Source organism: Novosphingobium naphthalenivorans NBRC 102051 (assembly GCF_001590985.1).
GTDB lineage: Bacteria > Pseudomonadota > Alphaproteobacteria > Sphingomonadales > Sphingomonadaceae > Novosphingobium > Novosphingobium naphthalenivorans.
Genome location: NZ_BCTX01000060.1, coordinates 1 through 13,871, shown reverse-complemented (window position 1 = coordinate 13,871; position 13,871 = coordinate 1). Strand labels below are relative to the sequence as shown.

Genomic DNA, 13,871 nt, shown 5'->3' with positions numbered 1-13,871 from the left:
TTAGCCGAGGTGCACGGCTTCCCAGGCTTCGCGGGCAGACCAGTCGTCGGCGCTGCCCTGGACGGTGCAGCCCTTGTCGCCCGGCTCGATCGCGCCGATCACGAAGACTTCCTCGCCCGCCGTTTCCAGTTCGGCCTTGAGCGCGCCCGCGTCCTGCGGATTGACGGCGAGGACCATGCCGATGCCGCAGTTGAACGTGCGGGCCATCTCGGCCGGTTCGATGTGCCCCTGCGCCTGCAGGAACGCCATCAGCCGCGGCTGGACCCAGGCGCCCGCATCGATGCGGGCATGAAGGCCCTGCGGCAGGACGCGCGGGACATTCTCCAGCAGCCCGCCGCCAGTGATGTGGGCGAGGGCGTGGATGCGCCCTGCGCGGATGAAGGGCAGCAGGCTCTTCACATAGATGCGCGTGGGCGCGATCAGCGCGTCGATCAGCAGCGTTTCCTGATCGAACAGCGCCGGGCGGTCGAGCTTCCAGCCCTTATCCGCCGCGAGGCGTCGCACCAGCGAATAGCCGTTCGAGTGCACGCCGGACGAGGCAAGGCCCAGCAGCACGTCGCCCGCCGAAACGCGATCGCCGGTCAGCTGTTCGCCGCGTTCCACGGCGCCGACGCAGAAGCCCGCGAGGTCATAGTCGCCCGCGGCATACATCCCCGGCATTTCCGCCGTCTCGCCGCCGATCAGGGCGCAGCCTGCCATCTTGCAGCCTTCGGCGATCCCGGCGACGACCCGCTCGGCCACGCCGTTCTCCAGCTTGCCGGTGGCGAAGTAGTCGAGGAAGAACAGCGGCTCTGCGCCCTGTACGATCAGGTCGTTCACGCACATCGCGACAAGGTCGATGCCGATGTGATCGTGCCGGTCATGATCGATGGCGAGCTTGACCTTGGTGCCCACGCCGTCGTTCGCGGCGACCAGCAGCGGGTCCTTGTATCCGGCCGCGCGCGGATCGAAGAAACCGCCGAAGCCGCCCAGTTCGGCATCGGCGCCGGGGCGTGCGGTCGATTTGGCGAGCGGGGCGATGGCCTTTACCAGCGCGTTTCCGGCGGCGATCGAGACGCCAGCCTGCTCGTAGGAGTAGCTCTTCGGGGAGTTATCTTCGGACATTCGCGCCGCCTAGCGCTTTACGTCTTGGATTTCCATCGCCGTTTGGGCAAAAGGCCCCCGGTTTCGACAATGACGTTCACGATCTCCCCCAAATTCCTGCGGCCGGCCCGCAATGGACTGGCCCTCAAGGGACTGGCCCGTAATGGATTGTCCCGTAATGGACTGGCAGGCCGCGCGGCGGCGCTGCTCGCGGTTTCGGCTGCCGTGGGGGCATTGGCGATCGGCGGCGCGCGACTCATGGCGCAGATCGAAGGCGACCGCGGCATTGCCCCGCTGGTCAATTCCGAGGACATCCAGGTCGACGGGATCAGCGTCGACGTGTCCGCCAAGACTGGCGCCGATGCGCGGCTGGAAGGCTGGAAACAGGCCGAAAAGCTTGCGTGGAAGAAGCTGGGCGGACCGGACATGCCGGTCGAATCGATCGATGCGATGGTATCCTCGGTGGTGATCGAGCACGAGCAGGTCGGCCCGCGACGCTACATCGCGAAGCTCGGCGTGGTGTTCGACAAGACCAAGGCCGGGCAGTACGTGGGCGGTCCCGGTGCCGGTATTCCCCGTTCTGCGCCGATGCTGGTGATTCCGGTGCTCTATTCGGGCGGCGTGCGGCAGGTATTCGAAGTGCGCAGCCCCTGGCAACGCGCCTGGGCAGAGTTCCAGGCCGCGGCAAGTCCGGTGGACTATGTGCGCCCCAGCGGTGCCGGCGGCGAATCGCTGGTTCTGACCGCGGGCCAGCCGGGACGGCGCAGCCGCCTGTGGTGGCGCACCCTGCTGGGGCAGTTCGATGCCGCGGATGTGGTGATTCCGGTCGCCCGGCTGGAGCGGCAATGGCCCGGCGGCCCGGTCAAGGGCACTTTCACCGCGCGCTACGGCCTCGACAATACGTTCCTTGGCAGCTTCACCATGACGGCGAAGAGCGAGGACGAGCTGCCGGCCATGCTCGATCAGGCGGTGGAGCGGGTCGACGGCCTGTACCGCGACGCGCTGGCGCAGGGGCAGCTCAAGCCCGATCCGACGCTCAACAGCGGCCGCGCCGCGCTCGATCGCGCCTTTGACCAGCTGCGCACGGCGTTGATGCCGAAGGATGACGAGGCGGTCGCGGCACCGCAGGCCGCGCCGACGATCGCGGCAGAAGATGTCTCCGGCGCGCCCACCGAAACCGTTTCGATCCAGTTCGCCACGCCCGACGCCGCTGCCGTCGACGGGGCGCTTGCCGCCGTGCGCGGCGTGCCAGGCGTGCAGGGCGCGGCGACTGTCAGCCTCGCGATCGGCGGCACGTCGGTCATGCGCGTTACGGTTGCGGGCGGCGCCGAACGCCTTGCCGCTGCCCTGCGCGGGCAGGGCTGGAAAGTCTCGACCGGCGGCGGTGCGCTGAAGATCAGCCGTTAGGCCGGGCATGAGGCAGATTGCTCTCCCGCTGTCCGCCGCAAGCGACAGTCCGCCGCGCATTGTCGTGGGCAATGCCAATGCTGGCGTGCTCGATGCACTGATGGAGCCCGGCCAGTGGCCGTTCCACACCGCGATTCTCACTGGCCCGCCGCGCTCGGGCAAGTCGCTGCTGGCCCGCTGGTTCACGGAATCGGGGCTGGGTGACGCGGTGGACAATGCCGAGACATGGGACGAGGACGCGCTGTTCCACCGCTGGAACCGGGCGCAGGAAAGCGGCCGTCCGCTGCTGATCGTCGCCAACCGCCCGCGCGGCACCGGGGAGGGCTGCTGGCAAGTGAGCCTGCCCGATCTCGCCTCGCGGCTCGGCGCCGCGCTCGACCTGGAAATCGGCGAGCCGGACGATGCGATGCTGATCGCGCTGATGGAAGTCCATGCGGAGATGCGCGGGCTGGTTCTTGACCATTCCGCAACGCAATATCTTGTAGGACGGTGCGAGCGTAGCCATGTGGGCGTGGAGAGATTGGTCGCCGCGATCGACCGGCTCAGTCTGGAGCGCAAGCAGGCGCCGACAATGGCGATCTGGCGCGATGCGCTGATTGAGACTAAGGGCGGCGCCACGAAAGAGGATTGACGGCGGCAGGGGCAAAACTTGCATCGCGGCCGGATTGATGGGATTTACGGGAAATGCTGGGTAACCTGATCCGCTATCTGGACTCTGTGGTCGCACGCGATCCCGCGCCCCGTTCGCGCTGGGAAGTGCTGCTCTATCCGGGTGTCTGGGCGCTGTTCTGGCACAGGATTTCGCACCGCCTGTTCAACGCCCGCCTGTTCTTCCTGGCGCGCGCGGTGAACCATTTCTCGCGCTTCCTGACCGCGATCGACATCCATCCCGGCGCCACGATCGGCAAGAACTTCTTCATCGACCACGGCTTTACCGTGATCGGCGAGACGGCGCATATCGGCGACAATGTCACGATCTACCAGTGCGTCACGCTGGGCGGCTCCAATCCCACCAATGGCGTCGGCGGCAAGCGCCACCCGACGCTGGAGGATAACGTGATCGTCGGCTCGGGCGCGCAGATCATCGGCCCCGTCACGGTCGGCAAGCGCGCGCGCATCGGCGCCAGCGCGGTCGTGACCGAGGATGTGCCCGAAGGCGCGACGATGATCGGCGTCAAGGCCCGCTCCACGCTGGTCAAGGCCGAGACTTACGCCAAGGAATTCATGCCCTACGGCACGCCCTGCAAGGAACCATGCGAGCCGGTGGGCAGCCAGCGCGTCGATGAACTCGAAGAGCAGGTCGCGGTCCTGCGCGAGCAGGTCGAGGCGCTTCTGGCAGCCAACGAGGAACTGGGACGCGAGGCGGACAAGCCGAGCGAGCCGGCCTGCAAGGGCGTGTGACCTGAATGGCGGCAGGCCCTGCCGGTCCGGCGAACCCCGCTTCCGCCAGTGTTGTCGCCTTTCCGGGCAGAACCCCGCTGCAGGTCGGGTTCGACCGGCTGGAACTCCAGCGCATCCTCGATCTCTACGGCCGCATGGTCGCTGCCGGGTTCTGGCGCGACTATGCGATGGATTTCGGCAAGGATGCCGCCAACTTCAGCGCTTTCCGCCGCGCCGCCGAACGCCCGCAGGCGCGCATCGAGAAACGCCCGAGCCTGCGCGGCAAGCAGGGCATGTGGACCCTATTCGGCGAGGCCGGGCAAGTCCTCAAGCGAGGGCATGAACTGGCGGGCGTGCTCAGCCCGCTGGAGCGCAAGCTGCTGAAGGTGGTGGAGGGGTGACTTCAGGCGGTTGAAGGCAATCTGTCACGCCATTGTTTGGGAGAAATGCCCATCAGAAGACGTCGCAGCGGAGCCCAGAAAACAGATAGTGCCAGCAATGCGCTACCGATGAACAGCGTGGTCAGCGCCAAGTTTATCTCGATTGCGCCGAAGCGATCCAGTAACCCGTTGAGCGCGACGAGCACATAGATCAGTGCTGAAACCAGCAAGGCCCGCCGATCCACGATCAGTGCCACAATGGCAAAGACGAGGTAGATGCCCAGAACGCCCAAGCCTTGCGGCACGGAAGCACGGCCATGATCCAGCACGCCTATCCAGAAGAACAGCGGATGGGCAATCAGTGGGGCCGCGAGAAGGTGCAGCCAGAATGCTATATCGGCCCGCTGGGTGCGGCGCTCACGATCAGATAGATCCCATCGCATCGCGAACGCGAAGACTCCTAGTCCGCAGGCGAACGCAGCGGGAGCCATGACCGGGTTTGCCCGCAATTCAAGCCCGGTGGTCCAGGCCAGTAGCGAAAGCAGTAGTAACACGAGCGCGGCGGTGCCGGCGGCGATTGTTATGGCGACGTGAAAACGCAGCCAGTGGGCTACCGCACCGATACCTGCCGCGATTGCCGCACTCAGTGCGATGAGTGCAATCTGCCAAGGGTAGCGTTCATAACTGTACCAGTCACCTTCTGACCAATTGTGTGGGATACGGTGTGAAGGCATGGCCTGTGCGCCAAGCCCACCTGCGAATAACCCAAGGCCAACTACAAACGAGATCAGTAATATGATTGACGGCAGAGCCATGCGCCGTCTGCGTGTAAAAATTTCGGCCATTATCCAGCTTGCTATCGCAACCGCGAGACCGCCAAGCCATGTGTGTTTGTCCCCACCCGCAAAAACGCCGGAAAAGACAACCAACAGGCAGGCGATTCCAACGAAGATGTCATTGAAGCCGGTGATAAGGCGAATGTTCTCTTCGTCCGCAAATGGCATGGCAGGACGCAACGCGACGTGCGTGCGCAAAGCATCAGCGGCTTCCGCGCTTATAGCACCAGCAGCTACGGCTGATTGCAGATCACTTTCTGAATACATGCAGTCCCGCTTTTGTTCGCTGTAAACTGTGCGCGGAAGGTTGTTGCGTCAATTGCGCTTTCGCAAATTTAACCCTGCGATTTCAGCAGCATCGACAACGCATGGTGCGATTGCTCCATGCCGTTCTCGAACACGTGATCGCCCGCCCGTTTGCGAATGTCAGGCCATGCCGCCGCGAAGCCTTCCACGGTGCGTTCGCCTTCGGGCAGCAGTACGCCCTCGTTCATGGTGATGAAGGCGCTCTGGAACACGCCGCCGCCTGCCGCGACGATGGCGTCGGTGGGGGCATCCCGGGAGACCATGAACAGTGCGGCGGGCACGACGCCTTCGGGTTCGAACGCCTTGTAGGCCTCGTCCGGGAAGATGTCGGCGGTCATGCGGGTGCCGGCGGTGGGGGCGATGCAGTTGACGCGGATGTCGTGCTTGGCGCCTTCCAGCCGCAGGGTGCGGGCGAGGCCGAGCACGCCCGCCTTGGCCGCGCCATAGTTGGCCTGCCCGAAATTGCCGCCGAGGCCGGTGGAGGAGGTGGTCATCAGCACGCGGCCGTAGTTCTGCGCGCGCATCGTCTCCCACACAGCCTTGGTCGCAAAGGCGCTGCCGAGCAGGTGGACGCGCAGGACCAGTTCGAAATCGGCCGGGTTCATCTTGGCGAAGGTGCGGTCGCGCAGGATGCCGGCGTTGTTGATGAGCACGTGGATGCCGCCCCAGGTTTCCACCGCGCGGGCGGCCATGGCTTCCATCTGCGCGAAGTCGGACACGTCGCCGCCGTCCGCCATGGCCTCGCCGCCCGCGCTGCGGATTTCCTCGACCACGGCCAGCGCCGCGTCCGAATGGCCGGTGCCGTCGCGCGCGGCGCCGAGGTCGTTCACCACCACTTTCGCGCCCCGCCGGGCCAGTTCCAGCGCATAGGCGCGGCCGAGGCCATTGCCCGCTCCGGTGACGATGGCGACCTGACCGGCGAAGGAAATCGGCATGTAAAGCTCCATTTCGGCCGTCAGGCGGCCTGTTCAACAGCGGCGCCCATAGCATGACTTGCCCCGGAGCGCGCCAGGAGTCATAGGCGCATCAAACGAATCTGCCCGCTCGCAAGCGAAAGGCCCTGCGATGAAAGTCCGCGTCCACGTCAGTCTGAAGCCCGGTGTTCTCGATCCGCAGGGCCGGGCGATCCATCATTCGCTCGAAGGCCTGGGCTTTTCCGGCGTCAACGACGTGCGCGCCGGGCGCCTGTTCGAGCTCGACGTGGCCGACAGCACCAGCGACGAAGCACTCGACGACATGTGCCGCAAGCTGCTCGCCAACATGGTGATCGAGAATTACCGCATCGAGAAGGTGGCCGCCTGATGGCTTTCCGCTCTGCCGTCATCACCTTTCCCGGCTCCAACTGCGACCGCGACATGGCGGACGCGCTGGGCAAGATCTCGGGAACCCCGGCGCTGCGCGTGTGGCACGGCGATCATGACCTGCCCGAGGGGCTGGACTTCATCGCGCTGCCCGGCGGTTTTTCCTATGGCGACTATCTGCGCTGCGGCGCCATCGCCTCGCGCTCGCCGGTAATGCAGGCGGTGATCGCCGCTGCCGAGAAGGGCGTGCCGGTGCTGGGCGTGTGCAACGGCTTCCAGGTGCTGACCGAAAGCGGGTTGCTGCCCGGCGCGCTGCTGCGCAATTCGGGCATCCGCTTCGTTTGCCGCGACGTGACGCTGAAAGTGGAAAACGCCCAGTCGCTGTTCACCAGCGGCTACGAGGCGGGGCAGGAGATCTCGATCCCGGTCGCCCACCATGACGGCAATTACTACGCCGATGCCGAGACGCTCGACCGCCTCGAAGGCGAGGGCCGGGTGGCCTTCCGCTATGTGGGCGACGTCAATGGCTCGGCCCGGCAGATCGCGGGCGTGCTCAACGCGGCCGGAAACGTGCTCGGCATGATGCCGCACCCCGAACGGGCGATCGAGGCGACCCACGGCGGCACGGACGGCCGCGCGCTGTTCGAAAGCGCGATCAAGGGGCTGGTCGGGGCGTAAAGCCTGGACGGGCAACAGGCTGCCCGTGCGGCAGGTCTTGCCTTTAGGCATGTCGGCAGGTAACTGGGCCTCTTGGTCCAAAGGAAAAGGTGCGATGAACAACTAAGCAAACAGCGCAAATCCTATTGCAAAGTCTTGCTTGGTGTTCTCATGTCTTATCTTACTTTCGATGGCGTTGCCTGTGCGGCGCCAGACGGCTCCCTTCTCTTTTCCGGTCTCGATCTTTCGGTTGCACGAGAGACGGTTGGTCTTGTCGGCCGCAATGGTGCTGGCAAATCGACTTTGCTGGCCGCTGTCGCCGGACGCCTGCCTGTCGCGCGGGGGACGATCACCTGCAATGGCCGGATCGGTTTCCTGCGTCAGCTGCCTGCGACCGGCGATAGCACCGTGGCGGACTTGCTGGGCATTGGCGAGGCGCTCGCGCGGCTTGAACGCATCGAAGCGGGGCGGGCCGGGGAAGACGATTTTGCCGAGGCGGACTGGACTTTGCCGGCCCGGCTCGATGCGGCGCTGGCGGCGTCCGGCCTGCCGCCGTTCGAAACGGCGCGGCCGCTGACCAGCCTGAGCGGCGGCGAACGGACCCGGGTGATGCTGGCGGCCATGCTGCTGGAGGAACCGGACCTCCTGCTGCTCGACGAGCCGACCAACAATCTTGATGACGCGGGCCGGGAAGCGGTCATGGAGCTGCTCGCCCGCTGGACGGGACCGGCGCTGGTTGCCAGCCATGACCGCGCCCTGCTGGAGCGGGTGGACCGGATCGTCGAACTGACATCGGCCGGGATTCACGTCGTGGGCGGCGGCTGGAGCCTGTTCGAACGCGTGCGCGGTGAAGAGCGGCTGCGTGCGGAGCAGGCGCTCGGCAAGGCGCAGGCCGAAGCGCGGACGGTCCGCCGCGAGCGGCAGCGCGAAACCGAAAAGCAGGCCCGGCGCGACAAGCGGGGCAGGGCCGATGCGGCGCGTGGCGGGGCGCCGAAGATCCTTCTCCATGCCCGGCAGCAACGCGCGGAGCGGACGGCGGCCCGTGCCGGCACTGTGGGCGATGAACTGATCGAACGCGCCGGGGAAGCCGTGGTCCGCGCGCAGGCGGAGATGGAACGGACAGTCCCGATCGCCATCACGCTGCCGTCCTGCGGTCTGCCGGCGCAGCATGTGCTGGTCGAGGCTCGGGGGCTCCTGTGCGAGCATGACGGGCGCCGCCTGTTCGGGCCGCTGGACCTGACAGTGCGCGGGCCGGAACGGATCGCGCTGACCGGGCCGAACGGTTCGGGCAAGACCAGCCTGATCCGCATGGTGCTGGCCGAGATTTCCGGCGGGACGATCGCCTTGCTCGACCAGCACCTGACCCTGCTTGAGCGTGAGGAAACGCTGCTCGAAGCCATGCTGCGGCACAATTCGCAGATGGCGCCGCAGCAGGCCCACGATGCGCTGGCCCGTTTCGGGTTCCGCAACCGCTGGGCCGCGCGCACGGTGGAGAGCCTTTCAGGCGGGGAGCGGGTGCGGCTGGCGCTGGCCTGTCTGTTCTCGCGCCCGCAGCCGCCGCACATGCTGATCCTGGACGAGCCGACCAATCATCTCGATATCGAAGCGGCCGGCCTGCTTGAAACCGCGCTGCAGGCCTATGACGGCGCGATCCTGTGCGTCAGCCACGATCCGCAATTCCGCAAGGCCTTGAAGCTGACACGGACGATCACGTTGGCCCGCGGCTGACCGGGTCAGGCTACGCCTGCTGGGCGAGGTAGGCCGGGTTGCGGAACAGTGCCTCGGCGTCCTTGGCGGCCATCGGGCGGCCGAAGTAATAGCCCTGGATCTTGCGGCAGCCGAGCTGGCGGATCAGTTCGACTTCCTTTTCGGTTTCGGCACCCTCGGCCGTGGTGGACATGTCGAGGCTGTCGGCCATGGCGACAACGGCGCGGATGATCGCGATGCTTTCGACATTGCCTGTCGCAGCCCCTTGCACGAACGAACGGTCCACCTTGATGGTCGAGAAACGCAGTTTCCTGAGGTAGCCGAGCGAAGAGTAGCCGGTGCCGAAGTCGTCGAGCGCGATGCTGCAACCCAGTGCCATGATCTTTTCGAGCGCGGCGCGCGCCTGCGTCGCATCGCGCAGGAAGATGCTTTCGGTGACTTCGATCTCTAGCCGCAGGGCCGAAAGGCCGCTGTGGGCAAGCGCGCTGACGACGCTGGCGGTGAAGTTCGGATCGAGCAGCTGTTCGCCCGAGACATTGACCGCGACGCGCACATGCTCGGGCCAGTTCATCGCCTCCAGGCAGGCCTGCTGCAGAACCCATTCGCCGATCGGCACGATCAGTCGGGTATCTTCGGCCAGCGGAATGAATTTGGCGGGGCTGACCGGGCCATGGTCCTTGCTGTTCCAGCGCAGCAGCGCCTCGAAGCTGACGACGCCTTCGGTCCGGGCATCGACGACCGGCTGGTAAACGAGCTCAAACTCGTTTCTTTCCAAGGCCCGGCGCAGCGAGAATTCCAGCTTCCGGCGCTCTTCGGCATGGGCGTGCAGTGTGGGTTCGTATGTGAAGTGGGCATTGCCGCCGCTGTCTTTCGCCCGGTAGAGCGCAAGGTCCGCATTGCGCATCAGCGTTTCGACTGTCGCGCCGTCGCGCAGGCCGATCGCCGAGCCGACCGAAGCCCCGACATAGAGCGTGTGGTGATCGACCTCATAGGGCTGTGACAAGCGCTGGATGACCTGCTGCGCGACGTCGTCGATGTGCTGGATTTGGGATGCATCGCGAATGACGATGGCGAACTCGTCGCCGCCGAGACGGCCGCACAGGTCGTTCTCGGTCATCTGCTCCTTCAGGCGTTCGGATACGCGGGCCAGGAGCTGGTCGCCGACCATATGGCCGAGCGTATCGTTGACCGCCTTGAAGCGGTCGAGATCGATCATCAGAAAGGCGCAGCGCGTGCGGCGCTTTTCGGCATTGTCGAGGGCCTCGGCGAGGGCCTCGGTCAGCATCATGCGGTTGGGCAGGCCGGTAAGCGGATCGTAGCGGGCAAGCCAGGCGATCTTGTCGGAATTTTCGCGCGCTTCGGTCACGTCCGAGCCGACGCCGCGGAAGCCGCTGAAGACGCCGTCTTCGTCGAAACGGGGCGTACCGGACAGTTCCCACCAGCGCGGCTGCTCGTTGATCGTCACCCGCACCAGCAGGTTGGAGAAATTCTCGCGGCGTTTCAGGCGTTCGGCCAGCTCGTGGAGACTGGTCGGAAACTGCCCGGTTTCCCAGCCGGCTCCGGAAATGAGCTGCAGGAGCGGAACGCCTTCCACTTCGCTCGCGTCTTTCCCCAGAGCATAGGCGAAACGGGGCGAAACCGAGCGGATACGGCGTGCGGTATCGACCTGCCACAACCAGTCGGCGTCGCCTTCCTCGAATTCGCGCAGGAGCAGCGAGACGACTTCGTTCTTTTCGTGAATTCCGGCTTCCGCGATCTGGGTGGCAATGTAGCGTCGCGCCCCTTCGATCGCGCCGGCGAAGATGACGCCGGTGAAGAAGATCGTGATCGCGGCAAGATCATAGCTGCCGGTAAACAGGAAATAGACGATCGCGGAGCCGCCGGCGATTCCGGAGAAAATCAGCGTTCCGATCGGTACGGCAGGCAGCAGGATCGCCGATGCCGTCATCAGCATCGCGAGCACGGTCCAGACTTTGGCCTGTGTCTGGGCATCCGTGAGGAAGCCGAAACCGGCGAGAGGCACGGCCCAGGCGAGGCCATTCATGGCCGAACTGATCATCTGCGACCGGATTTCGCCGTCCGACATGCGCCGCCGGTCGGCGTCCGCCAGCGAACGTTCGATGCGAAAACTGTACCACAAGGTTGCCGTTACAACCGCGATCCAGCCCAGGATCATGCCAATGGGGACGTGACGCACCAACAGGGCCGTGACTGCCAGAACGGCGGATCCCTGCGTGACGATCCGCACGAACGCGGCAGACCCGAGGCTGGCATATTGCAGCCCGCGCAAACGCGCCCAGTCCCCGCTGGCCGGATCGGTGAAGCCGAGCACGGCAAGCACGGGAAGGGCCTTGGGGAGGGCCGTGTTCTGGAGTGACCTTGTGTTCACGCGCCATGATATACCGGAATAAGGGTTATTACTCGGTAAAGCCGTAATTGCTGGAAACCTTATTTTTGCTGGCGGGGCGTCAGGGCATCCGCTTCTTCCACGAGGTCGCAGGCAGGGGTGCGGTTATTCGACCGTCACGCTCTTGGCGAGGTTGCGCGGCTGGTCGACGTCGGTGCCTTTGACGCAGGCGACATGATAGGCGAGCAACTGCACTGGAACGGCATAGACCAGCGGGGCGATCAGCGGGTGCACTTTGGGCATTTCGATCGTGGCGATGCAGCCCTCGCCGGCTTCGGCAATGCCTTCGGCGTCCGAAATCAGCACCACCTTGCCACCGCGCGCGCGCACTTCCTGCATGTTCGAGACGGTCTTTTCGAACAGCGGGCCTGACGGTGCCAGGACGATGACCGGCACCGCCTCGTCGATCAGCGCGATCGGGCCGTGCTTCATTTCGCCCGAAGCGTAACCTTCGGCATGGATATAGCTGATTTCCTTGAGCTTCAGAGCGCCTTCCAGCGCGAGCGGATAGTCGAGACCGCGGCCGAGGTAGAGTACGTCGCGCGCCGGGGCGATCAGGTGGGCCATCGCGGCGATCTCTTCGTCGTGGGCCAGCGCGGCATTGAGGCACGCCGGGGTCTCGACGAGGTGCCGAACGATGGCCATTTCCTCGCTGCGGTCCATGCGGCCCCGCTTCACGGCCAGATGCGCGGCAAGTGCGGCGAGGACCGCGAGCTGGCAGGTGAAGGCCTTGGTCGAGGCGACGCCGATTTCCGGCCCGGCGTGAGTCGGCAGCAGCAGATCGGCTTCGCGCGCCATGGTGCTGGTGGGCACGTTGACGACGACCGCAATCGTCTGGCCGGCCGCCTTGCAGTGGCGCAGCGCGGCGAGCGTGTCGGCGGTTTCGCCCGATTGCGAGATGAACAGCGCAAGGCCGCCTGGTTCGAGCACGGGATCGCGATAGCGGAATTCCGAGGCGACATCGATGTCGACCGGCAGGCGCGCGAACTGCTCGATCCAGTATTTCGCGACCATGCCCGCATAGAAGCTGGTCCCGCAGGCGACGATGGTGATGCGGTTGACTGTCGAGAGGTCGAAATCGATCTGGGGCAGCGCGACCGACTGATCGACCTGCCGCACATAGCTGCGCAGGGTCTGGGCGACCACGGTGGGCTGCTCGAAGATCTCCTTCTGCATGAAGTGGCGGTAATTGCCCTTTTCGATCGCGACGGCCGAGGCGCCCGACGTCACGATTTCACGCTCGACCGGGCGATTGTCGACGTCGAAGATCTGCGCGCCGTCCCGGGTGATGACGACCCAGTCCCCTTCCTCAAGGTAGCTGATCTTCTGGGTCAGCGGGGCGAGGGCGAGGGCATCCGATCCCAGATAGGTCTCGCCTTCGCCGTAGCCCACGACCAGCGGTGAGCCGAGACGGGCGCCGATCAGGATGTCCGGGAACTGCCGGAAGGCGATGGCGAGCGCGAAAGCGCCGCGAAGCTGCGGCAGCACTGTCCTCACGGCATCCTGCGGCGAATGCCCGGCCTCGATCTGCTCGGACACGAGATGGGCGACGACTTCGGTGTCGGTCTGGCTCTCGAAGGTGCGCCCGCGTGCCTCCAACCCCTCTCGCAGCGGCCGGAAGTTCTCGATGATGCCGTTGTGGACAAGCGCCAGCTCGGCCGTCGCGTGGGGGTGGGCATTGGCGGCCGTCGGCGCGCCGTGGGTGGCCCAGCGGGTGTGGGCAATGCCGGTGAGGCCGGGGGCAGGATCCTTGGCCAGTTCCCTGACGAGGTTGAGCAGCTTGCCCTCTGCGCGGCGGCGGATCAGCTGGCCTTCGTGGACGGTGCAGACACCGGCGCTGTCATAGCCCCGGTATTCCATGCGCCTGAGGCCGTCGACCAGCCGGTCTGCCACATCTTCCTTGCCGACGATGCCGATGATTCCACACATTCGCTTTTCGATGCCTTAGTTCTGGGACGCAGCGCGCTTGCCGCGTCCGGTTAGCCTATATGCTGATAATGGTTGGCACTTCGTGTCGCGAGTGTGAATTTGCCGTAATGTGCACAAGGCGCCGTCGCGGGAGCGCCGGTGGCGTCAATCTCCGTCGAGCAGATCGCCGAGACCGCCCAGAATCGAGCCCTCGCCGCGGCGCTGTCCGCCGGGCAGCGCCGCCGAAAGCATCCGGCCGGCAAGGCGCGAGAACGGCAGCGACTGGATCCAGACTTTGCCGGGACCGCGCAGACGGGCGAAAAACACGCCTTCGCCGCCGAAGATCATCGACTTGACCGACCCGGCGCGGATCACGTCGAAATCGACGCCCGAGGTGAAAGCCGCGACGCAGCCGGTATCGATGTGCAGTTCCTCGCCCGCGCGCAGTTCGCGCTCGATCACGGTGCCGCCCATCTGCACGAAGACCCAGCCGTCGCCT

13 protein-coding genes are annotated in these 13,871 nt (G+C 65.6%); 7 read left to right on the top strand and 6 right to left on the bottom strand.

Annotated elements, in window-relative coordinates; translation table 11 throughout:
* Window positions 1–1,104, bottom strand: coding sequence for a phosphoribosylformylglycinamidine cyclo-ligase (gene purM, locus NN5_RS17675; protein WP_067736331.1), 1,104 nt, complete (start codon window positions 1,102–1,104; stop codon window positions 1–3).
* A 69-nt stretch (window positions 1,105–1,173) separates the two neighbouring features.
* On the opposite strand from purM, the gene NN5_RS17670 reads away from it, so the two are divergent.
* From NN5_RS17670 to NN5_RS17655, 4 genes are read left to right on the top strand one after another with little or no spacing between them, the layout of a single operon-like run.
* Window positions 1,174–2,490 carry a hypothetical protein gene (locus NN5_RS17670; RefSeq protein WP_067736327.1) on the top strand — a complete coding sequence of 439 codons (1,317 nt, stop codon included), beginning with the start codon at window positions 1,174–1,176 and terminating at the stop codon, window positions 2,488–2,490.
* Window positions 2,491–2,497: 7 nt separating this feature from the next.
* Window positions 2,498–3,121 (top strand): HdaA/DnaA family protein, encoded by a 624-nt coding sequence (locus NN5_RS17665; RefSeq protein WP_067736324.1) that lies wholly within the window; start codon window positions 2,498–2,500, stop codon window positions 3,119–3,121.
* Window positions 3,122–3,174: 53 nt separating this feature from the next.
* A complete protein-coding gene (gene epsC, locus NN5_RS17660) occupies window positions 3,175–3,891 on the top strand; it encodes a serine O-acetyltransferase EpsC (RefSeq protein ID WP_067736321.1) in 717 nt (238 codons plus the stop codon).
* A 5-nt stretch (window positions 3,892–3,896) separates the two neighbouring features.
* Window positions 3,897–4,271: a DUF2794 domain-containing protein gene (locus tag NN5_RS17655; protein ID WP_067736318.1), complete on the top strand. Its 375-nt coding sequence runs from the start codon at window positions 3,897–3,899 to the stop codon at window positions 4,269–4,271.
* A gap of 2 nt (window positions 4,272–4,273) precedes the next feature.
* Here NN5_RS17655 and NN5_RS17650 read toward each other — a convergent pair whose 3' ends face one another.
* Entirely contained in the window at window positions 4,274–5,353 is a 1,080-nt protein-coding gene (locus NN5_RS17650; protein ID WP_067736315.1) for a hypothetical protein, read from the bottom strand.
* Window positions 5,354–5,421: 68 nt separating this feature from the next.
* A complete protein-coding gene (locus NN5_RS17645) occupies window positions 5,422–6,327 on the bottom strand; it encodes an SDR family NAD(P)-dependent oxidoreductase (protein ID WP_067736373.1) in 906 nt (301 codons plus the stop codon).
* A 130-nt stretch (window positions 6,328–6,457) separates the two neighbouring features.
* Between NN5_RS17645 and purS the strand changes: the two genes are divergently transcribed.
* The 3 genes from purS (at window position 6,458) to NN5_RS17630 (ending at window position 9,078) form a co-directional block, all read left to right on the top strand.
* Window positions 6,458–6,694 (top strand): phosphoribosylformylglycinamidine synthase subunit PurS, encoded by a 237-nt coding sequence (gene purS, locus NN5_RS17640; RefSeq protein WP_067736312.1) that lies wholly within the window; start codon window positions 6,458–6,460, stop codon window positions 6,692–6,694.
* Window positions 6,694–7,371: a phosphoribosylformylglycinamidine synthase subunit PurQ gene (gene purQ / locus NN5_RS17635; protein WP_067736309.1), complete on the top strand. Its 678-nt coding sequence runs from the start codon at window positions 6,694–6,696 to the stop codon at window positions 7,369–7,371. Before purS ends, purQ begins: the two co-directional genes overlap by 1 nt.
* 150 nt (window positions 7,372–7,521) lie before the next feature.
* Window positions 7,522–9,078 (top strand): ATP-binding cassette domain-containing protein, encoded by a 1,557-nt coding sequence (locus tag NN5_RS17630; protein ID WP_067736306.1) that lies wholly within the window; start codon window positions 7,522–7,524, stop codon window positions 9,076–9,078.
* Window positions 9,079–9,088: 10 nt separating this feature from the next.
* Here the strand turns inward: NN5_RS17630 and NN5_RS17625 are convergent, their stop codons facing one another.
* The 3 genes from NN5_RS17625 to NN5_RS17615 all read right to left on the bottom strand — a co-directional run.
* A complete protein-coding gene (locus tag NN5_RS17625; RefSeq protein WP_067736303.1) occupies window positions 9,089–11,446 on the bottom strand; it encodes a putative bifunctional diguanylate cyclase/phosphodiesterase in 2,358 nt (785 codons plus the stop codon).
* A 123-nt stretch (window positions 11,447–11,569) separates the two neighbouring features.
* Window positions 11,570–13,393 carry a glutamine--fructose-6-phosphate transaminase (isomerizing) gene (gene glmS, locus NN5_RS17620; RefSeq protein ID WP_067736300.1) on the bottom strand — a complete coding sequence of 608 codons (1,824 nt, stop codon included), beginning with the start codon at window positions 13,391–13,393 and terminating at the stop codon, window positions 11,570–11,572.
* Window positions 13,394–13,537: 144 nt separating this feature from the next.
* Window positions 13,538–13,871: AIM24 family protein (locus NN5_RS17615; protein WP_169801012.1), on the bottom strand; the 334-nt coding region annotated here is incomplete at its 5' end.